The sequence below is a fragment of the Pseudotenacibaculum haliotis genome, from assembly GCF_042684245.1.
GTDB lineage: Bacteria > Bacteroidota > Bacteroidia > Flavobacteriales > Flavobacteriaceae > Polaribacter > Polaribacter haliotis_A.
Genome location: NZ_JBHULH010000004.1, coordinates 743,200 through 764,047, shown reverse-complemented (window position 1 = coordinate 764,047; position 20,848 = coordinate 743,200). Strand labels below are relative to the sequence as shown.

The following is a 20,848-nucleotide window of genomic DNA, read 5'->3' as shown; positions in this document are numbered from 1 at the left end:
TTACATACGAATTCCTTTGATGTACACATCTTCTATAGTGTGTGATCCAAAGTTGTATGGAATAAAGTTATAGGATGTTATGGTTTCTGTAACCATAAAATTAGCCAACTTACCTCGAGTAATACTTCCTATTTGATCTTCAAGATTTAATGCATACGCGCCATTAATTGTAGCAGCATTGATAGCTTCTTCCGGAGTTAGCTTCATTCGAATACAAGCCAATGACACTACAAAGTTCATGTTTCCTGAAGGAGTAGATCCCGGGTTGTAATCTGTAGCCAATGCTAAAGGTAGATTATGACTAATAAGCTTTCTCCCATCAGTGTAAGGAATTCCTAAGAAGAAAGAACAGGAGGGAAGCGCTACAGGCATTGTGTTAGATCCTTTAAGTTGATCTATGTCTGCATCTGTAATTACCTCAAGATGATCTACAGAAAGAGCTTTGTTTTCTACACATGTAGCAATACCTCCAATAGAATTGAACTGATTTACGTGTACTTTCGGAATTAATCCGGCTTCTTTTCCGGCTTTTAAGATACGATCTGTTTCTTCAGGAGTATAATATCCTTTTTCGCAAAAAACATCAATATAATCAGCCAAACCTTCTTGAATAACCAAAGGAATCATCTCATTAATAATCATCTCAATGTAGGCTTCTCTGTTGCTCTTATATTCAGCGGGAATAGCGTGGGCTCCTAAGAAAGTTGCTTTGATAGGAATGTTATAGTTTTCTTTAAGTCTTTTAACAACTCTCAACATTTTCAATTCAGCTTCAACACTCAGTCCGTAACCGGATTTGATCTCAATAGCACCAGTACCCATTTTTATTACTTTCTGTAATCGCACTTCAGCATCTTTATACAGATCTTCTTCGCTGGTGTTTTGCAGTTTTTTAGCAGAGTTTAAGATTCCGCCTCCTTTTTCTGCAATCTCTTCGTAGGTTAAACCATTGATACGATCTACAAATTCACCTTCTCTTGTAGAAGCAAAGACCAAATGCGTATGACTATCGCACCAAGTAGGAAGAATAATCTTTCCGGTAGCATCTATAACTTCATCAACCTCTTTGCTTTGCAATGCATCCATTGATCCATAATCTACGATCAACTCATTTTCAATCAATAAAAAAGCATTTTTAATTGTTGGAAGTTCTTTCATTTCTTCTCCGGAAACTTTTTGAACGGAAGTTTCTCTTACTTGTATCAGCTCTTTAATATTGATGAATAAGGTTGTCATTAGAATTGATTATTTTCGTTTGACAAACTTACACTAAAAATCGAAACTTATGGTCCCGGAAAACGAATACAATCCTTATTACAAACCCTACATTCATGACTTAGCTTCTAGCGGAAAATCAATAACACAAGTTTTAATTGAATCTCAAAAAGAAGTGAATGCTGTATTAGCAACACTCCCGGAAGATAAAGAACTTTACAGGTATGCAGAGGGCAAATGGACCATCAAAGAGTTATTGCAACACGCTATAGATACAGAGCGAATCTTTAATTATAGAGCTTTGCGTTTTGCAAGAAACGACAAAACTTCGTTGCAGGGCTTTGAACAAGACGATTATAACGATGTGTCAAATGCCAATGATCGTAATTTTAAAGAGATCTTAAGCGAGTTCAATGCAGTTAGAATGTCTACAATCCTAATGTATCAAAGTTTTTCTGAAGAGGCCTTAACAAGAATCGGAACAGCTTCTGGGAGTCCAATGTCGGTTAGAGCTTTAGGCTATTTATCTGCCGGGCATGTAAACCATCACCTAAGAGTTTTTCAAGAAAGATATTTATAAATAAAAAACCGAAGCAATTTGCTTCGGCTCTTTTTTAATACTCTATTTTGTCCTCTTTCTCAGACCATTTTTGAAATGGCTCTAGAGCAATATCTCTTCCTACTTGTTCAAAAGGAATACTTCTTTTCTCATAAGGTAACGGAATCTCTTTGTAGATAAACTCATCATCAAAACCAATATTGGCAGCATCTACTTGATTGCTTCCATAAAAAACTTTGTCTGGTCGTGCCCAATAAATGGCTCCTAAGCACATTGGACAAGGTTCGCATGATGTGTATACAATACATCCATCCAATTGAAAAGAACCTAAATTCTGACAGGCATCTCTAATGGCAGTAACTTCTGCATGAGCTGTAGGATCGTTAGTAGAGGTTACCTTGTTGTTTCCTCTACCTACAATTTCACCATCTTTTACAATGATACACCCAAAAGGACCTCCTTCATTGTTGCTCATTCCCTTTAAAGCTGCTTTCACAGCTTCACTCATAAACTCTTCATGATTCGTCATAATCTTTTCTTCTTTAATTTGTTTCATAAAAAAAGCTGCAATTAAATTGCAGCTTTCAATATATATAATTTTCTTTTTTACTTTAAACTGCCTGTCATGTCTTCGGGTTTCACCCACTCGTCATACTCTTCAGCAGTCACATAACCTAATCGAATTGCTTCTTCTTTCAAGGTTGTTCCGTTTGCATGTGCTGTATTGGCAATTTCAGCAGCTTTGTAATAACCAATCTTTGTATTCAAGGCTGTTACCAACATCAATGAGTTGTTTAACAACTCAGTAATTCTCGTTTGATTTGGTTCTATTCCGGCAGCACAGTTTACGTCAAATGATACACACGCATCACCAATCAATTGTGCAGATTGTAATACGTTAGCAGCCATCATAGGTTTGAATACGTTTAATTCGTAGTGTCCTTGCGTTCCTCCAACAGTTACAGCAACATCGTTCCCCATTACTTGCGCACAAACCATTGTAATGGCTTCTGCTTGAGTAGGGTTTACTTTTCCAGGCATGATAGAACTTCCCGGTTCGTTAGCAGGAATGATAATTTCTCCAATACCTGAACGAGGGCCCGATGCCATCATACGAATATCGTTAGCGATCTTATTTAAAGAAACAGCCAATTGCTTTAAAGCTCCATGAGTTTCTACCATAGCATCATGCGCAGCTAAAGCTTCAAACTTATTTTCAGCAGTTACAAAAGGCAAGTTGGTAAACTCTGCAATGTACTTAGCTACTAAAACATCATATCCTTTAGGAGTATTCAATCCTGTTCCAACAGCTGTTCCACCTAAAGCTAACTGGCTTAAATGACTTAAAGAGCTTTTCAATGCTTTTAAACCAAAATCTAATTGAGCTACATACCCTGAAAATTCTTGTCCTAAAGTCAATGGAGTAGCATCCATTAAATGTGTACGTCCAATCTTTACAACATTAGCAAAGTCTTTGGCTTTTTTGTCAAGAGTATTTCTTAATTGCTCTACACCCGGAATGGTTACTTCTACAACTTTCTTGTAAGCCGCAATGTGCATTCCGGTAGGGAAGGTGTCATTAGAAGATTGAGATTTGTTTACATCATCATTCGGTTGAATGGTTTTGTCTCCTTCTCCAATAACTTTTCCTGCAATTTCATGAGCTCTGTTGGCAATCACTTCATTCACATTCATATTTGATTGTGTTCCCGATCCTGTTTGCCAGATAACCAAAGGAAATTGATCATCGTGCTTTCCATCTAAGATCTCATCACATACTTGCGCAATCAGATCACGTTTTTCGGTTGCTAAAACACCTAACTCTTCATTGGTATAAGCAGCAGCTTTCTTTAAGTAAGCAAAGCCGTAAACAACCTCAAGAGGCATAGACGCTGCCGGTCCAATTTTAAAATTATTTCTTGATCTTTCGGTTTGTGCGCCCCAGTATTTATCTGCTGGTACTTGCACTTCTCCCATCGTGTCTTTCTCTATACGATATTTCATAATTTGATTGGTGTTTTTATGCTTCACAAAATTACAAAATCCCCTACAATCAGTTATCAACAATTGCAAGGATTTTCCTGTTGAAATATTTTTTGAATTTCTAGTTCTTGTCGAAAATATCTATTATTTTTGCACAGATTATTTAAACAAAAAAAGATGTTAGATTTTTCTCAATTTTCAGGATTAGTATTATTCATGTTTATTTTTACAGCTGGTTTCTGGTTGTTGATCTTCTTACTAGCGTTCGTAGTTCCTTACTGGATCGGTGGAACTATTTGGGAAAACTTTAAATTAAAGAGAGAAGCTAAAGAAGCTGCTAATAAGTAGTTTTTTTAATATCATATAAAATAAAAGGCTCGCAAATGCGAGCCTTTTTTATTGTTATAGGTTTTGTGATTACCATAATTATGGTCTACCACCAAACTCTTCACCACCACCTTCAAAGTCGTCTCCGCCTCTTCTTTGCCTATCGCGTTGATTTTTCTTTTGATTAAATCTGTAGGTGAAATTCAAAGAAATCTGACGTACTCTCCATTGAAACTCCTGATCATTAATCGTTGTTGGGTTATCTCTAGAAGGGTTAAAAGTTAATGATTGTCTTTTTCTTGAATTGAAAACATCACTCACATTAAGAACCAAAGTGCCTTTTTCTTTAAACACATCTTTACTAAAGGCTAGGTTGGCAGAAAACAAACCTTTAATCTCGCTTTGAGCCGTTTTTCTTGGTCCTCTGTAGAACATACGAGTTTGCCATTGTATCTTACCAGGTAAAGTTATTCTTGAGTTGAATCGTGCAAACCAACTGCTATTTGAATTTCCTAGATCCTGCTCTACAGGAGTAGATACAATATTATTGTTGTTATCTATGCTAAATTGCTCGTATAAGTAACTTCCTTCTGTTTGTGTTCTGAAGAAATTAAAACTACCGGAAAGTCTTACAGTTTTTGAAGGACTATAATTTGTAGTTAATTCAAACCCATAACGATCTTCTGAAGAAAGGTTAATAGGTTCTCTAATGGTTACTACCTCATTAGTACCTCCGGGACCAATAGGTCTGATCTCGTCTCTAGACACGCGCTCAATATTATTTACGGCATGTTGGTAGTAAATAGAAGAGTTAACTGTGAATTTTCCAATTTTTTGAAGATATCCTAAGTCAAAAGAATTTGTGAAAGTTGGGATCAATCCCGGATTTCCTTTAAAAATTACATTCTGGCTATTTCTAGATTCAAATGGGTTTAAGAACCAAAATCTAGGACGTCTTAATCTTCTACTATATCCTAATGTGAAACTTTGTTTTTCTGTTCTTTCATACCCTAAGTTGATTGTAGGGAAGAACTCGGTATAGTTATAGTCAAAATTGTCATTGGTATTAACCAAACGAACTTTTACATCTGTAATCTCGCTTCTCAATCCTAATAAGAAAGAGAACTTATTGATTTTGCTTCCGTATTGACTATAAATAGCATTTACATTTTGATTAAATACTAAATTGTTTGAAGGATCAAAAGCTAACGGAGGAGTTCTTGTTACTAAAAAATCTGACGTTAGATCTTGAAATTGTCCACGATAACCAGCTTCAAACTGAGAGTTTTTTCCAAGCGGTAAAACATAATCGGTTTGAACTAAAGTATTTTGAGAATTCTCTTCTGTTAAATTATTTTCTACACCGGAAGAATCATTAATAAAAGCAGTTTCAACCTCTTCACTATCACTATACTGGAAGTCAACAGTCAATTTGTGACCTTTTGTGTTGAAGTTATTTGTATAGTTTAAAGAGAATTGAGTTGTTTTATCGGTCTCTTCTTCATCTTGAATACGAATATCTGAGAGTGTCTGTGCACCAAGCGCATCAAAAACACCAATGTTATTGGTAGACCCACTTCCATTATCAGAATCTCTAATAAAGAACGTTCCAGTAATTGAACTGTTTTTGGTTAGAAAAACTTCCAATCCAAAATTTCCATTAAAGCCTTTACGTTCTCTTTCAAACTCTCTGTCTTCAATACGAGTACTTTGCAATACTCCATTCTCAAATGCACTTAAATTGGTTAAGGAATTTCCCGGACCTTTTCTGTAGCTATATCCTAAATTGGTAAATAAATTAAAGCGCTTTGTTCTTAGGTTTATATTCGGAGCAATTTGCAATTGGGTTGGATCTCCAATGGTAGTATTAATAGATCCGTTAAAACCGGTTGCTTTTCCTTTACGCAAAATGATGTTTAAGATACCAGCAGTTCCTTCGGCATCATATCGAGCAGAAGGAGATGTAATTACTTCAACACGCTCTATAGCATCTGAAGGTAATTGACGCAATGCATCTGTTCCACTAAGACCAACCAAAGCAGAAGGTTTTCCATCGATCAAAATACGTACATTCTCGCTTCCACGTAAGCTAACATTTCCTTCTACATCAACATTTACAGAGGGAATATTATCCAAAACATCAGATGCACTGGCACCTTTTACAGTAAGATCTTTTCCTACATTGTAAATTCGTTTGTCAAGGCGAATTTCTACAGTCGTTTTTTCAGCAACAATATTGATCTCATCTAAAACTTCGGCATCTTCTTTTAGCTTGATCGTGCCAAAACTCATAGACTTATCTATAACTCTATTAGGAAGTTTTACGGTTTTGAATGAAATGAATTCGAAACTTACCTCATAAGTTCCTTTTGGAGTTTTAATATTAAAGTTTCCTTTTTCATCGGTAATACCACCACTCAGCTTCTGAGTTTTGATGTCTTTTAAAACAACAGTAGCATATTCTAAAGGCTCGTTGGTTTTAGCATCTACAATCTTTCCTGTGATGGTTACTTGGGGAGATGTGGGTTTCTGTGCATATGCAAAAACAGCACTGAACAGAAAGAGCACATACAAAAATGTGACTTTATTCATTAGTTAGAATTGATGGTTTTCCTTTCGACTGCAAAGTTGAGAGGAAGTTTAATGCCGGGTTGTTAATATTCTGTTAAACAAAAAGCAGTGTCATTTAACAGAACAAGATTAGAGAATTTGTTGAATTTTCTCAGGAGGTCTACCAATAACTGCAACATTATTATGAATTACAATTGGGCGCTCTATTAATTTAGGATTTTCAGCCATTGCTTTAATAATCTCACTGTCTGAAAGTTCTTTTCCTTTGTAACTTTCTTTCCAGATAGCTTCGTTCTTACGAACCAAATCAATAGGTTTGATTTTTAACAGACCGATTACAGAAGAAAGTTCTTCTTCTGAAGGTAACTCTTTAAGGTATTCTCTTATTTCAAACTCTTTCCCAGAGTTTTCTACAATTTGAAGACCTTCTCTGGATTTTCTACAACGTGGATTGTGATATATTTTGATCATATGAATCTATTTTAATTTTGTATTGTACTCATTAAATAAACAAAGATTAAGATAATAACAGGAATAACAACTACTCCAGAAAACATATAAAGAGGTATATTAACGTTTTTCTTTTCAAATTTTATCTTAGAAACAATCTTCTCTGGAATAAACCGATTTTTAATTTTGGTATTGCAACTCTTGCAAAAAGGATATGCTTTTTTTGACATAGGAAATAATGGAATCCAATAGAAATGGGCATATTTTACGATACAAAAAATTTCTAGTGATGTTGAATCACAAATAGGGCATCTTTCACCTGGGATTCTTTTAGCTCCAATATTTTTTGAGTCTATTCCGTAAATTAGCATAACTAACTTAACTTTCTTTCTGTCCGTTTAACATCAAATATGCCTTTAGGAACGGATTGATATTTCCATCCATTACAGCATCTACATTTCCTGTTTCGTGAGCAGTTCTTACATCCTTTACCAATTTGTATGGATGCATCACATAGTTTCTGATCTGGCTACCCCATTCGTTTTTCATCTTATTGGCTTCAATATCATCTCTGGCAGCTTGTCTTTTTTGAAGCTCTATTTCATATAGTTGAGACTTCAACATCTGCATAGCGGTAGCTCTGTTGTCGTGCTGAGATCTGGAGTTAGAACACGAAATTTGAATTCCGGTAGGTTTGTGAGTTAACTGTACTTTGGTTTCAACTTTGTTTACATTCTGTCCTCCGGCACCACTAGAACGTGCTGTGGTGATCTCAATATCAGCCGGGTTGATCTCAATTTCAATAGAATCATCAGCAACCGGATATACATATACAGAAGCAAAAGAAGTGTGACGTTTGGCATTGCTATCAAAAGGAGAGATTCTAACCAATCTATGTACGCCATTTTCACCCTTTAACCAACCAAAAGCATAATCGCCATCAAGCTCTAGAGTTACAGTTTTAATTCCGGCTACGTCTCCTTCTTGGTAATTGAGTGTACTTATTTTAAAACCTTGCCTTTCTGCCCACATGGTATACATTCGAGTTAACATTTCTGCCCAATCACAGCTTTCTGTTCCTCCTGCACCGGCAGTAATTTGAATTACAGCACTCAAACTATCACCTTCATCAGAAAGCATATTCTTAAACTCAATGTCTTCAATAAAAGAATGTGCAGAATTGTACTGCTCTACAACTTCAGACTCGTCAACCTCACCTTCTTTATAAAAATCATAAAGCACTTGTAGATCCTCATCTAAAGAAACAGCTTTATTATAATCTTCTACCCATTTCTTTTTGAAACGTAGAGATTTCATTAAAACCTCAGCTTCTTTAGGATTGTTCCAAAAATTTGGATCGGCTGTTCTCTCTTCTTCATTCGAAATTTCGATCAGCTTTTTTTCAATATCCAGATAGGTTTTAAGCTTTACGACTCTTGTTGATATGTCTTTTAGTTGTTCTTGTGTCACCATAAGTCCAGCAAAAATAATCTAAAAAATGAGAATCGGCTTTTGAATTCCTTTCTCTTTTGTTGAAGGACTTAACAGAGCGTATTGTTTTAAACACTTTTTAGACATTCGTGTTTTTTTTATATGAAGTAATAGAAAGAAAACAACTTTCGCTAAATATCTTTAAATTTACGCTTCTTCAAACAAACTAAAATGAAAAAAGCAATCGCCGTAATTCTTTTCTTAAGCATTACAATTCAAGGATTTTCACAATTTTTTAAAGACAATAAAAACGTTCAAAAATTTGAGGGATACTTCACTTTCTATTATGATGAAAGTAAAGACAAGATATTTCTTGAGGTAGACAAAATAGATCAAGAGTTTTTGTATGTAAACTCACTCTCTGAAGGTGTTGGATCTAACGATATAGGTTTAGATAGAGGACAACTGGGAGGTGAAAGAGTGGTGAAGTTCCAAAAGGCAGGAAACAAACTGTTGCTAGTGCAACCTAATTTAGATTACAGAGCAATTACAGACAATATAGAAGAGAAAAAATCTGTTAAAGAAGCCTTTGCAAAATCTGTTTTGCATGGATTCAAAATTGAAAAAACAGAAGGAGGAAAATACTTGGTAGATGCAAGTTTGTTTTTTATGAGAGATGCTCACGGGGTTAGCGATCGCTTGTCAGGATCAGGACAAGGTAGTTACAGTCTAGATAAAACCAAGAGTGCTTTCAATCTAGAAAGAACTAAAGCCTTTCCTAAAAATGTTGAGTTTGATGTATTGCTTACGTTCAAAGGAAAAGCCAGAGGATACAATATTCGTAGTGTAACACCTACTTCTTCTTTGGTTACTGTTCATCAACATCATTCATTTGTAGAATTACCTGATGATAATTACAAACCTAGAGTTTTTGACCCAAGATCAGGATCATTTTCATTATCCTATTTAGATTATGCAACGCCTGTAAATCAACCTATAAAAAAGCAATATATCTATAGACACCGCTTAGAAAAAAAGAACCCCAATGCAGCGATGAGTGAAGCAAAAGAACCAATTATTTACTATTTGGATAGAGGAACTCCAGAACCGGTTCGATCAGCGTTGTTAGATGGAGCAAGATGGTGGAATCAAGCTTTTGAAGCTGCAGGTTATAAAAATGCTTTTCAGGTAAAAATGTTACCGGCAGATGCAGATCCATTAGATGTGAGATATAATGTAATACAGTGGGTACACCGTTCTACAAGAGGTTGGAGTTATGGAGGCTCAGTATCCGATCCAAGGACCGGAGAAATTATCAAAGGACATGTGAGTTTAGGATCATTAAGAATTCGTCAAGACTTCTTAATAGCTCAAGCATTACAAGCTCCATATAAAAATAACGATACAGACGATGACTTTGCTTTGCAAATGGCATTGGCTAGAATTCGTCAGTTATCCGCTCATGAAGTAGGGCATACCATTGGATTGGCACATAATTTTGCTGCAAGTTCAAAAGGAAGAGCTTCTGTAATGGATTATCCACACCCTACTTTAACTGTAAAAAATGGGAAAGTAGACTTTTCAAACGCCTATGATACCAAAATTGGAGATTGGGATAAGATAGCTATCACATATTCTTATGCTGAGTTTCCACAAAATGAAGAAGCAGAATTAAAGAAGTTGTTGGATGATGCTTTTAAAAATGGAGCCCGTTTTATTTCCGATCAAGATGCAAGACCAAGAGGAGGAGCTCACGCTTATGCTCATTTATGGGATAACGGAGCAGATATTACTGGTGAGTTAGAAAATGTATTGGCTGTAAGAAGATTGGCTATGAATAATTTCTCTAAAGACAATATTAAAAGCAATCAACCTTACTCTGTACTAGAAGATGTATTTGTACCTCTTTACTTTTTCCACCGCTATCAAACAGAAGCTGTAAGTAAGGTAATAGGAGGTTTAAACTATACCTATGCGGTAAAAGGAGATGGTAATACTATTGTAGAAAGAGTAGACGGAAAAACAGAACGAAAAGCATTGGCAACTTTGCTAAGAACATTATCAGTAGATGAAGTAGCTATTCCAAAAAGCCTTTTGTCATTATTCCCACCAAGAGCGATGGGTTACGGACGTTCTAGAGAATCGTTTAAAAGTAAAGCCGGAGTAGCTTTTGATCCTTATGGAGCTGTAGAAACAGCTTCAGATATGACGTTAGGATTGCTACTGCATCCAGAGAGAGCTACTCGATTGGTACAACACAAAAGCTTAGATAAAAAACAATTAGGATTGGTAGAAGTCTTAGATGAATTAATTGAAGCAACAATTAAGAAAAACCACAAAGACAACTATAAGCAAGAGTTGCAGAATGTAATTAATACACAGGTAGTAAATCATTTAATAACTTTGGCAGTAAGTAATGCTACTTACAAGCAGGTAAACGGAATTGCCAGAGCTAAATTAAGAGAGATTCAAGACGATTACAGAAACTCTAAAGCAAAAGGTATTCAGAGAATGTATCAACAAGAAATCCTATCTCTAATCCTTAATTTTATGAATTACCCGGAGAAATTTAAGAGAGCAAGTGTTCCAAAGATACCAGATGGATCTCCTATTGGTACGGATTAAGTTATATGAAAAGAAAGATCATTATTACAGGCACTACTTGTACCGGTAAAACAACTTTGGGACGAAAGCTTTCAAGAGATCTATCTATTTTACATGTAGATTTGGATGACCTCTATTTCTTACCCAATTGGATCGAAAAAGAAAAAGAACAATTTGTCAAAGATGTAACGAGTGAAGTAGAAGGAAAGGAAGAATGGATTGTCACAGGTAGCTATCAAACCCTACTAAAAGATACTCTTTGGCAAGAAGCCTCTGTGATTGTATGGTTGGACTATTCCTTGAATTTAATTATACGCAGATATTTTATAAGAACATTTAAAAGAGTGGTGTTTAGAGAAAGATGTTGCGGAGAAAATTACGAAACCTTGAAAAGAACATTCTCTAAGAATAGTTTGTTTTTATGGATATTCAAAAGCTATTGGAGAAGAAAAGATAGAATGATCAACTGGAAAAGCGGAGAGTTTGCACACAAAGAATGGATAGTGCTTAAAAACCCTAGAAGCGAAATAAAACTTTTAACCTTATTATGATTGTAGATTTAATTAGCGATACAGTTACAAGACCAACAAAAGGAATGTTGGATGCTATGATGAATGCAAAAGTTGGAGATGACGTATTTATGAGTGATCCAACTGTAAATTTATTACAAGAAACCGCTGCCGAAATGTTTGGTATGGAAGACGCTTTGTTCTTTCCTTCTGGTACTATGGCCAATCAAGCAGCAATAAAATTACATACCCAACCGGGAGATAAGATCTTTTGCGATAAGTGGGCTCATGTTTATAATTACGAAGGAGGAGGCGCTGCATTTAACTCAGGAGTTACCTGTAAATTGATTGATGGAGACAGAGGAATGTTTACAGCAGAACAATTGGAAGTAGCAGTTGCCGGAAGAGCAGATATTCATGTGCCTTTTTCTAGATTGGTGTGTATAGAAAATACAACCAATAAAGGAGGAGGAGCTTGTTGGGATTTTGAAGAACTGATTAAGATCAAAAAAGTATGTGAGGCAAATAATTTAAGTTACCATTTAGATGGAGCTCGTTTGTTTAATGCACTAGTAGCAAAAAATGAAACCCCTCAGCAATATGGAGAGTTGTTTGACACCATTTCTATTTGTTTGTCTAAAGGATTGGGAGCTCCCGTAGGTTCTATCCTCTTGGGAACAAAAGAACATATAGCCAGTGCGTTAAGAGTTCGTAAATTGTTTGGAGGCGGAATGCGACAAGCTGGATTTCTAGCTGCCGCCGGATTGTATGCCTTAGAAAACAACGTAGATAGATTGGCAGAAGATCACAGAAAAGCAAAACAGATAGAATCAGTACTACATACATTGTCTTATGTAAAGAAAATAGAACCGGTTGAAACGAATATTCTTATTTTTTATGTGAATGACGATATGAATGCCGATGATTTTATAGCAAAAATGGCAGACAAAGGAATTCTGCTAACACCTATGGGAGATGGAAAAATAAGAATCGTAACACATCTGGATTTTACAGATGATATGTTAGAGCAACTCCTAAAAGAACTTAAATCATTTTAAACAACAAACCCTCTTGAAAAAGAGGGTTTGTTGTTTATTTTATTTCTAAGTTAGAGAGTTCTTTATAATTTCTTTTTAACTTTTTCAATAAGAAACCATAGAGGAGTTGATAGAATAACCAGATTACAGTTAAAATTGCCAAACCACCCAAGATAAAAAAGGCAATTAGAAGTGCAAACCTATCGTCAGGTATTGTTTCCATGTTTACTTTTACAAATGAAATGGCTACCACAACGATAATAATAAACATGTAGCTTAGGTTAAATAAGACATACTGTCTAACAGTTTTACGTGTTTTTAAAATTTTAGACATTAAAATTTTTGTAGAATCTGCCGTATTGATGGTTCTATAATTAATATAGAATCTAACAATAAAAAAGATGGCTACACAATAAGCTACGATCTCTGAGGCTATAATAAATTTTTTAAGCCCTATTTTGTCGTACTCCTCATGAGCTTGATCAATATCAATAAAGAAGACTAAAGAGTTAAGTACAACAAACTCTAAAAGCCCGATAATGAATATCCATTTGACTATGGATGTCGATTTAGCTTGTGTCATCTTATAGATCTCTAGAGCAGAAACCTTGTTTTTTTCTTCCGGCTGATTTTCCCAAGCCTTTTTATATTGCGTTAAATCCATATGATTTCTCTTTTATGGGTTTAATATTTTTTTCAATTTATCTTTAGCTCTATTCATTTTTACCCTTGCATTTACTTCACTAATACCCAGTGTTTCTGCAATTTCTTTATAAGGTTTATCTTCTAGATATAAAAAGATAAGAGCTTTGTCAATATCACTTAATGTTCTAATGGCTCCATAAAGCGCTTTTAATTGAACTTCTTCTGTATCGTCATATTCTTTAGCTTCAATTTTAAAAGCTATATCACTAATATCTTGTGTTTTTACTCGCCTACTAGACTTTCTATATAAAGAAATAGCTGTGTTTAAGGCAACACGATACATCCATGTACTAAATTTAGCATCTCCTCTAAACTTAGAATAATTTTTCCATAGCTGTATTGCAATCTCCTGAAACAGGTCGTTATGTGCATCCTGATTTGTCGTATAGATCCTACAAACCTTATGAACAATATTTTGATTGGCCTCAAAATCTGTCAAAAACTTATTTTCTTGTTCGGTTTGCACTCTTTGTTAGTTGATTTGATAAATAAGTATGCAATTTGTTAAAAATGTTACAATAATTAGATGAAAAAATCATTTTTAAATAAAACCTGTATCTTTGTTTAAGATAAATGCACTAAAATTGAACAGTATAAAAACAGATTTTACGATCAAGGATCTTGAAAATATTTCGGGCATCAAAGCTCACACAATTCGAATTTGGGAGAAGAGGTATAATCTTTTACAACCTCAAAGAACAGATACCAATATTCGTTACTATTCGAATCAAAATCTGCAAAAACTGTTAAACATAGTTTTACTTAATAAGAACAGCTTTAAGATTTCAAAAATAGCCGAAATGTCTGATGAAGCCATTGTGCTAAATGCTAGAGAATTGGCTTTTAAAGTAGCAGTTAATGATGAGGCAATTAATTCTTTTAAACTGGCAATGTTTCAGTTTGATAAAGTGCTGTTCAATAATGCTTACAATAAACTATTACATAAGAAAACATTCCGTGAGATATTCAAAGATGTTTTTATGCCTTTTCTAGAGCATATTGGGATGCTTTGGCAAACTGAAACATTACTTCCTGCTCATGAGCATTTTATATCAAATTTAATTTCTCAAAAAATTCAAACCAACACAGAAAAACTTCAGTACAATGTTACCAATACAGGTAAAACCTATGTACTGTTCTTACCGGAGAATGAAATACACGAACTAGGCTTACTATATCTTAATTATGAATTAGTGCTTAGAGGTAATCATACGATCTATTTAGGGCAGAGTTTGCCTTTGGATAATTTAAATTATTTCTTTGATAGCAACAAAGAAGTTTGTTTTATTACTTCTATGACAGTACAGCCTTATGACGATAAACTTACTGATTATTTCTACGAAATAGATGAGATCTTAAAAAGCTCAAAGCACTCACTTATAGCGATTGGCAGAAAGGCAATGGATGTTGCTAGTTATGATTTTAAATCAGATATCAATCTGTATCCCTCTGTAAACGATCTGTTAAAAGTATTATAATTTTAGTCGAACAAATTGCTTTTGTTTAACTAATCATTATATTTGTTAAACAAATAGTATTAATTGAGAGATAAAGTTCACATAATTGGCTCAGGTTTTTCTTCTTTAGCAGCCTCTTGTTATATGGCAATGCAAGGATATGAAGTTACTGTATTTGAAAAAAATGAAACAGTAGGAGGAAGAGCTAGAAGACTGTCAAAAGAAGGGTTTATGTTTGATATTGGCCCTACTTGGTATTGGATGCCGGATGTATTTGAACGATTTTTTGGAGACTTTGGAAGAAAACCATCAGATTACTACGAATTAGAAAAGTTAGATCCGGGATACCAAGTTTATTTTGGAGAAAACGACTCTGTAAAGATCTCTGGTGATTTACAAGAAATATATGATCTTTTTGAGAAGATAGAACGAGGAAGCTCAGTTTATCTGAACTCATTTTTAAATTCAGCAAGAAAAAACTACAATACTGCAATCAAAGATTTAGTATACAAACCCGGTGTAAGTCCGTTAGAACTTGTAACACCAACAACAATAGCAAGAGTTTCACAATTCTTCTCTACAATTAGAAAACAGGTAAGAAAGGATATCAAAAATCATAAGTTGATTAAGATTTTAGAATTCCCTGTTCTGTTTTTAGGAGCTAAACCAAGCAATACACCTGCTTTTTACAACTTTATGAATTATGCAGATTTTGGTTTAGGAACTTGGCACCCTAAAGGAGGGATGTACAGTGTTGTTGAAGGAATGAAGAAGATGGCCGAAGAACTTGGTGTTACTTTTGAGACCAACGCCAATGTTGAGAAATTACATGTAGATGATGGTAAGATATCCGGATTGAGAGTTAATGGTAAAGACATTAATTCTACTTTAGTTTTAAGTGGAGCAGATTATCACCATACAGAAACATTATTGGACAAGAAATACAGACAATATTCTGAATCTTACTGGAATAAAAAGATTTTTGCTCCTTCTTCATTATTATTCTACGTAGGCTTCGATAAAAAGCTAAAGAGTGTAGAGCACCACACTTTATTTTTTGATACAGACTTTGACGAACATGCAAGAACGATCTACGACGATCCTAGCTGGCCGGAGAAACCTTTATTCTATGCAAGCTTTCCTAGTATAACGGATGATAGTTTTGCTCCGGAAGGAAAAGAAGCAGCGATTTTTTTGATTCCTTTAGCTCCTGGTATTGAAGACAATGAAGAAATAAGAAGTAAGTATTTTAGTTTGATTATCAGTAGGTTAGAGAGGGTTACGGGTCAGGAAGTTAAAAAAAACATTATCTTTAAAGAGTCATTTTGTGTGAATGATTTTGTTAAAGATTACAACTCTTACAAAGGAAACGCATATGGCATGGCAAATACATTGCTACAAACAGCTTTTCTTAGACCAAAGATCAAGAGCAGAAAAGTTAAGAATTTGTATTTCACAGGCCAGCTAACCGTTCCCGGGCCAGGTGTGCCTCCCTCATTAATTTCAGGGAAGATTGCATCTGAGTTAATTCAAAAAACAAGATCATAAGATGAAAAAATTATTCGACCAAGTTAGCAATGAGACTAGCAGATTAGTCACTAAAAAGTACAGTACTTCTTTCTCTTTAGCTGTAAAGATGCTTTCTCCCAAAATTCGTGCTGCGATCTACAACATATATGGGTTCGTACGTTTTGCAGATGAAATCGTAGATACTTTTCATGATTATAATAAAGAACAGTTGCTTTCTGATTTTGAAATAGAATATTATAAAGCTTATGATCATGGAATTAGTTTGAACCCTATTCTGAATTCATTTCAGCATACAGTAAAAGAATACAAAATAACAGATCAGATGGTACAATCTTTTCTCAACAGTATGAGAGCCGACCTTCATAAATCTGTATACACAACACAACAAGAGTATCAAGAATATATTTATGGTTCTGCAGATGTTGTAGGTTTAATGTGCTTAAAAGTATTTGTTAATGGAGATGAAGAGAAGTACAATGAGTTAAAGGAGGCGGCAATGCGATTGGGGTCTGCCTTTCAAAAGGTAAACTTTTTACGTGATTTAAAAGATGATTATGAATTGCTAAATCGTTCTTATTTCCCAAATGTAGATCTAGCCTCATTAGATGCAGAATCTAAACAAAAGATTATTGAAGAAATTGAAGAAGACTTTGATTATGCCTATAATCATGGAATTTTAAAACTACCCATAGAAGCTAAATTTGGAGTATATATGGCGTATAGATATTACAGAAGATTGCTCAAAAAACTAAAAAGAGTCCCTTCTTCAAAAATTATAGAGACCAGAGTTCGTATTTCTAACCCAATGAAGTTAAATTTGTTGGCAAGAAGTTACGTTAAGTATAAATTAAACATGATTTAAATGCTATTATTCGCTTCAGTTACGATCATTACTTTTTTGATCATGGAAGGAGTTACCTGGTGCACACATAAGTTTGTGATGCACGGGTTTTTATGGTATTTGCATGAAGATCATCACCAACCAAGATATCAGACACCTTTTGAGAAAAACGATCTGTTCTTTGTCATTTTTGCTGTACCAAGTATCTTGCTCTTTTATTATGGAATTCGACCGGAGCTGAATTACCTTTTCTTCATTGGTTTAGGAATCTTATTCTACGGAATCGCATATTTTCTTGTGCACGATGTTTTAATACATCAACGTTTTAAGTGGTTCAAACATACCAAAAGTAGATACTTATTAGGTTTAAGGAAAGCACACAAAATTCATCATAAGAAATTAGGAAAACAAGATGGAGAGTGTTTTGGAATGCTGTTCGTGCCGTTTAAGTACTACAAAAGACCTAAAGTTTAAAAACTCATACTCAGATCTTTATTGTATTCTCAAAAAACAGATGAGGATTATCTTTTCAGTTTTCCAATTTTCTTTCTTACCTTTTTGGTCTTAAATGCACGAATACGACTACATAATCACCGGAAGCGGAGCCTCTGGATTGATGTTGGCATACAGAATGGCCAACGATCCTTTTTTTGACGACAAATCCATTTTAATAATAGATAAAGAGAAAAAGCTATCTAACGATCGCACTTGGTGTTTTTGGGAGAAAGGCAATGGCGAATGGGATGATGTTGTTTTACGATCTTGGGATCATATATTTTTTAAGAGCGATACCGTAGACAAGAAACTCTCTATAGCACCTTATACTTATAAAATGATTCGTAGTGCTAAGTTTTACGAGCGATTATGGAAAGTTGTAGACGCCAAAGAAAATATCACTTTTGTAGAAGATACAGTTATCAATATTAGTCATAAGACGCACAGTGCTTCTGTATTAACGATCAAAACAGAATATCATACAGCCAAACTTTTCAATAGTATTGCTTTTGACAAAGGTTATAAGCAACAACTAAAGTACCCCGCTTTAGAGCAGCATTTTGTTGGTTGGTTTATAGAAACCGATGAAGATTGTTTTGATGATTCTGCAGCAACCTTTATGGATTTTACAGTAAATCAGAAAGGAAACACAAGGTTCATGTATATCCTTCCAATCTCTAAAAAGAAAGCACTCTTTGAATATACTTTGTTTTCTAAGAGTTTGTTAGACAAATCAGAATACGATAGAGAGATTAGATCTTACTTAAAGAAAAAAGGAATCAAAGAGTATAGGATTATTGAAAAGGAAGAGGGGATCATTCCTATGACCTCTTATAAATTCTGGAAACATAATTCAACCAATGTACTTAATATAGGAACAATTGGAGGTTGGTCTAAAGCAAGTACAGGGTTTACCTTTATGAATATCACTGAAAAAACAAAAGAACTTGTTGAATTTCTAAAGAAAGAATCTACTTTAAAAAAGTTTAGAAAGAGTACAAGGTTTTGGAAGTACGACCTAATACTACTAGATGTTTTATACCGAAACAATCATTTAGGGTCAAAGTTCTTTTCTCAATTGTTTAAAAGAAATCCACCACAAAAGATTTTGAAGTTTTTAAACGAAGAAACTAGCTTTACAGAAGAAATGAGGATTATGTTTAGCACCCCTTCACCACAGTTTATTGTCTCCTTTTTTAGAAGACTGATGTAGTTTTTACAATTCGTCCTAAAAAATATACAACTCGGTAATTATTTGTTTCCAACTGCTTATATCTGTTGCACATTTGCTGTGTAATTAACCAATTAAAACAAGTAAAATGAAAATTTTAGCAACAGTAGTAACAGCAATGATGATATTAACAGGAGGTTTAATATCTAACAAAAAACAAAAGATCACAGCAACGGTAGTAAACGTTACCAGCGATTCAGGTAAAGTAGCATTTGGTTTGTATGACAAGAATGGTTTTATGCAAGTTCCATTAAAATCTAAAAACGCAAAGATTGTTGATGGAAAGAGCACAGTAGTATTTGAAGATGTAGAACCGGGAGAATATGCAATCATTTGTTTCCATGACAAAAACGATAATGATAAAATGGATTTTCAAGAGAACGGAATGCCTATGGAAGATTATGGAGCTTCAAACAATGTAATGAGTTTTGGACCTCCAAAATATGATGATGCTAAATTTGTTGTAGAGGATAAAGATGTATCTTTAGAAATTAAATTCTAATCCGAGCTAAGAAAAAGATCTAAACACTCGTAAGATGAAGGCAAAAAACAGATTTTACTCTGTAAAGGAGTTAAAAAAAGACCTCTGGTTAATTTTAAAAGTAACACTGATTTTCACAGTAGTTTTCACACTTATTAATCAAGAGTTTTCTCTTACAGCAATTGCCAACACCTTACTAATTTCAGCCATGTATTCATTTGGATTAGGAATGGGAAATGGACTCATCAATGATTATTTGAATACCAAATGGAGCTGGGTAACAGAAACCAATGCAAGAGTTTGGGCAGGAATCATCTCAACAGTATTGTACACTTTAGTGGCAGTTTTGATTATACAATACATTCAATATGTAGTTATTTTCAATAGGAAGGTTGATGAACTCTTAGACTCTAACGTTGTTTATTACTCTTATATTTTTGGAGTGATGATCTCTCTTGGAGTAGCTGCATTTTTTCATGCACGAGGCTTTATGATTCGATGGAAAGAATCAGTAAATAAAGAAACAACAAGGCAAGAGATCGTTGCAAAAACAGAAACAGCAAAGTTTGAATCTCTAAAAAGTCAGATAGATCCACATTTCTTGTTCAATAGTTTGAATGTACTGACCTCTTTAATCGGGGAAAATCCATATCAAGCAGAAAAGTTTACAACCAAACTATCTAAGGTATACAGATATGTTTTGGAGCAAAGAAATAAAGATCTAATACCCTTAACAGAAGAATTACAATTCGCAAAGACCTATATGGAATTATTAGGAATGCGATTTGAAGATGCAGTACAATTCGAAATTCCATCAACAGTAAGTAATGCAGAGCTAAAAATAGTGCCTCTATCATTACAGTTGTTGTTAGAAAATGCTGTAAAACACAATGTCGTATCGTCTTTAAAGCCTTTGAAAATAAGGATGTATGAAAAAGATGGATTCCTGATCATTGAGAATAATATCAATCCAAAAGAAGCAATTGGAAAGAGTACAAAAGTAGGATTAAGAAATATTGCTGATAGATACGGATTGATCACTCAGAGAAGAGTGGTAATAGAAAACGATAACAAAACATTTAAGGTGAGTTTACCTCTCCTTGTAGAAATAAACAATATTATGTATTCAGAAGATTTAGAGAACAGCAAATATGTTCGTGCTGTTGAGAGAGTAGAAAAGATAAAGGAGTTCTATCAAAATTTGGCTTCTTATGTTATAATTATCCCTGTACTGATTTTAATCAACTTATATTTTTCACCTCAATTCCATTGGTTTTGGTTTCCGATGATCGGATGGGGAATTGGAATTATCTTCCATTGGCTAGAGGCAAATAATTACAATATATTCTTAGGAAGAAATTGGGAAGAGAGAAAGATCAAGGAAATTATGGATGAGGAAAATAGATCTAAATTCAACTAAAG

20 protein-coding genes are annotated in these 20,848 nt (G+C 34.3%); 12 read left to right on the top strand and 8 right to left on the bottom strand.

The features are described 5' to 3' along the window. A complete protein-coding gene (gene hutI, locus ACFSRZ_RS11565; protein WP_379666718.1) occupies positions 1–1,236 on the bottom strand; it encodes an imidazolonepropionase in 1,236 nt (411 codons plus the stop codon). Positions 1,237–1,285: 49 nt separating this feature from the next. Here hutI and ACFSRZ_RS11560 point away from each other — a divergent pair, with 49 nt between their 5' ends. Then, complete coding sequence (locus tag ACFSRZ_RS11560) at positions 1,286–1,795, top strand: DinB family protein (RefSeq protein ID WP_379666717.1); 510 nt, start codon at positions 1,286–1,288, stop codon at positions 1,793–1,795. Positions 1,796–1,829: 34 nt separating this feature from the next. On the opposite strand, the gene ACFSRZ_RS11555 is transcribed toward ACFSRZ_RS11560, so the two are convergent. Continuing rightward, a complete protein-coding gene (locus tag ACFSRZ_RS11555) occupies positions 1,830–2,303 on the bottom strand; it encodes a nucleoside deaminase (RefSeq protein WP_379666769.1) in 474 nt (157 codons plus the stop codon). A gap of 77 nt (positions 2,304–2,380) precedes the next feature. Then, positions 2,381–3,778, bottom strand: coding sequence for a class II fumarate hydratase (fumC, locus tag ACFSRZ_RS11550; protein ID WP_379666716.1), 1,398 nt, complete (start codon positions 3,776–3,778; stop codon positions 2,381–2,383). Between the two features lie 156 nt (positions 3,779–3,934). Between fumC and ACFSRZ_RS11545 the strand changes: the two genes are divergently transcribed. Continuing rightward, a complete protein-coding gene (locus ACFSRZ_RS11545; RefSeq protein WP_379666715.1) occupies positions 3,935–4,105 on the top strand; it encodes a hypothetical protein in 171 nt (56 codons plus the stop codon). Between the two features lie 78 nt (positions 4,106–4,183). Here the strand turns inward: ACFSRZ_RS11545 and ACFSRZ_RS11540 are convergent, their stop codons facing one another. The 3 genes from ACFSRZ_RS11540 to prfB all read right to left on the bottom strand — a co-directional run bounded on the left by ACFSRZ_RS11540 (position 4,184) and on the right by prfB (position 8,578). Beyond that, positions 4,184–6,676, bottom strand: coding sequence for a TonB-dependent receptor domain-containing protein (locus tag ACFSRZ_RS11540; RefSeq protein ID WP_379666714.1), 2,493 nt, complete (start codon positions 6,674–6,676; stop codon positions 4,184–4,186). A gap of 108 nt (positions 6,677–6,784) precedes the next feature. Then, positions 6,785–7,126 carry an arsenate reductase (glutaredoxin) gene (gene arsC / locus ACFSRZ_RS11535; protein ID WP_379666713.1) on the bottom strand — a complete coding sequence of 114 codons (342 nt, stop codon included), beginning with the start codon at positions 7,124–7,126 and terminating at the stop codon, positions 6,785–6,787. A 357-nt stretch (positions 7,127–7,483) separates the two neighbouring features. Then, on the bottom strand, positions 7,484–8,578 hold the full coding sequence (gene prfB, locus ACFSRZ_RS11530) for a peptide chain release factor 2 (RefSeq protein WP_379666712.1): 1,095 nt from the start codon (positions 8,576–8,578) through the stop codon (positions 7,484–7,486). A 189-nt stretch (positions 8,579–8,767) separates the two neighbouring features. Here prfB and ACFSRZ_RS11525 point away from each other — a divergent pair, with 189 nt between their 5' ends. The 3 genes from ACFSRZ_RS11525 to ACFSRZ_RS11515 are packed head-to-tail and all read left to right on the top strand — an operon-like array spanning position 8,768 to position 12,707. Beyond that, positions 8,768–11,161, top strand: coding sequence for a zinc-dependent metalloprotease (locus tag ACFSRZ_RS11525; RefSeq protein ID WP_379666711.1), 2,394 nt, complete (start codon positions 8,768–8,770; stop codon positions 11,159–11,161). A gap of 5 nt (positions 11,162–11,166) precedes the next feature. Then, positions 11,167–11,691: an AAA family ATPase gene (locus ACFSRZ_RS11520; RefSeq protein WP_379666710.1), complete on the top strand. Its 525-nt coding sequence runs from the start codon at positions 11,167–11,169 to the stop codon at positions 11,689–11,691. After that, the gene (locus ACFSRZ_RS11515) at positions 11,688–12,707 is read left to right on the top strand and encodes a threonine aldolase family protein (RefSeq protein ID WP_379666709.1); all 1,020 of its coding nucleotides are present in this window, start codon (positions 11,688–11,690) and stop codon (positions 12,705–12,707) included. The genes ACFSRZ_RS11520 and ACFSRZ_RS11515 overlap by 4 nt, the downstream gene beginning before the upstream one ends. A 34-nt stretch (positions 12,708–12,741) precedes the next feature. On the opposite strand, the gene ACFSRZ_RS11510 is transcribed toward ACFSRZ_RS11515, so the two are convergent. Both ACFSRZ_RS11510 and ACFSRZ_RS11505 read right to left on the bottom strand, forming a co-directional pair. Continuing rightward, the gene (locus ACFSRZ_RS11510) at positions 12,742–13,350 is read right to left on the bottom strand and encodes a hypothetical protein (protein ID WP_379666708.1); all 609 of its coding nucleotides are present in this window, start codon (positions 13,348–13,350) and stop codon (positions 12,742–12,744) included. A gap of 12 nt (positions 13,351–13,362) precedes the next feature. Beyond that, positions 13,363–13,857, bottom strand: a complete 495-nt coding sequence (locus ACFSRZ_RS11505; RefSeq protein ID WP_379666707.1) for an RNA polymerase sigma factor — start codon at positions 13,855–13,857, stop codon at positions 13,363–13,365. A 118-nt stretch (positions 13,858–13,975) separates the two neighbouring features. Here ACFSRZ_RS11505 and ACFSRZ_RS11500 point away from each other — a divergent pair, with 118 nt between their 5' ends. The 7 genes from ACFSRZ_RS11500 to ACFSRZ_RS11470 all read left to right on the top strand — a co-directional run bounded on the left by ACFSRZ_RS11500 (position 13,976) and on the right by ACFSRZ_RS11470 (position 20,846). Then, complete coding sequence (locus tag ACFSRZ_RS11500) at positions 13,976–14,869, top strand: MerR family transcriptional regulator (RefSeq protein ID WP_379666706.1); 894 nt, start codon at positions 13,976–13,978, stop codon at positions 14,867–14,869. Positions 14,870–14,932: 63 nt separating this feature from the next. Then, on the top strand, positions 14,933–16,396 hold the full coding sequence (locus tag ACFSRZ_RS11495; RefSeq protein ID WP_379666705.1) for a phytoene desaturase family protein: 1,464 nt from the start codon (positions 14,933–14,935) through the stop codon (positions 16,394–16,396). A 1-nt stretch (position 16,397) separates the two neighbouring features. After that, positions 16,398–17,240, top strand: coding sequence for a phytoene/squalene synthase family protein (locus ACFSRZ_RS11490; RefSeq protein ID WP_379666704.1), 843 nt, complete (start codon positions 16,398–16,400; stop codon positions 17,238–17,240). After that, complete coding sequence (locus ACFSRZ_RS11485; RefSeq protein WP_379666703.1) at positions 17,241–17,693, top strand: carotene hydroxylase; 453 nt, start codon at positions 17,241–17,243, stop codon at positions 17,691–17,693. Positions 17,694–17,787: 94 nt separating this feature from the next. After that, positions 17,788–18,927 carry a lycopene cyclase family protein gene (locus tag ACFSRZ_RS11480; RefSeq protein WP_379666702.1) on the top strand — a complete coding sequence of 380 codons (1,140 nt, stop codon included), beginning with the start codon at positions 17,788–17,790 and terminating at the stop codon, positions 18,925–18,927. A gap of 106 nt (positions 18,928–19,033) precedes the next feature. Then, entirely contained in the window at positions 19,034–19,447 is a 414-nt protein-coding gene (locus ACFSRZ_RS11475) for a DUF2141 domain-containing protein (protein ID WP_379666701.1), read from the top strand. Between the two features lie 34 nt (positions 19,448–19,481). Next, complete coding sequence (locus tag ACFSRZ_RS11470; RefSeq protein ID WP_379666700.1) at positions 19,482–20,846, top strand: 2TM domain-containing protein; 1,365 nt, start codon at positions 19,482–19,484, stop codon at positions 20,844–20,846. Positions 20,847–20,848 lie beyond the last annotated feature (2 nt).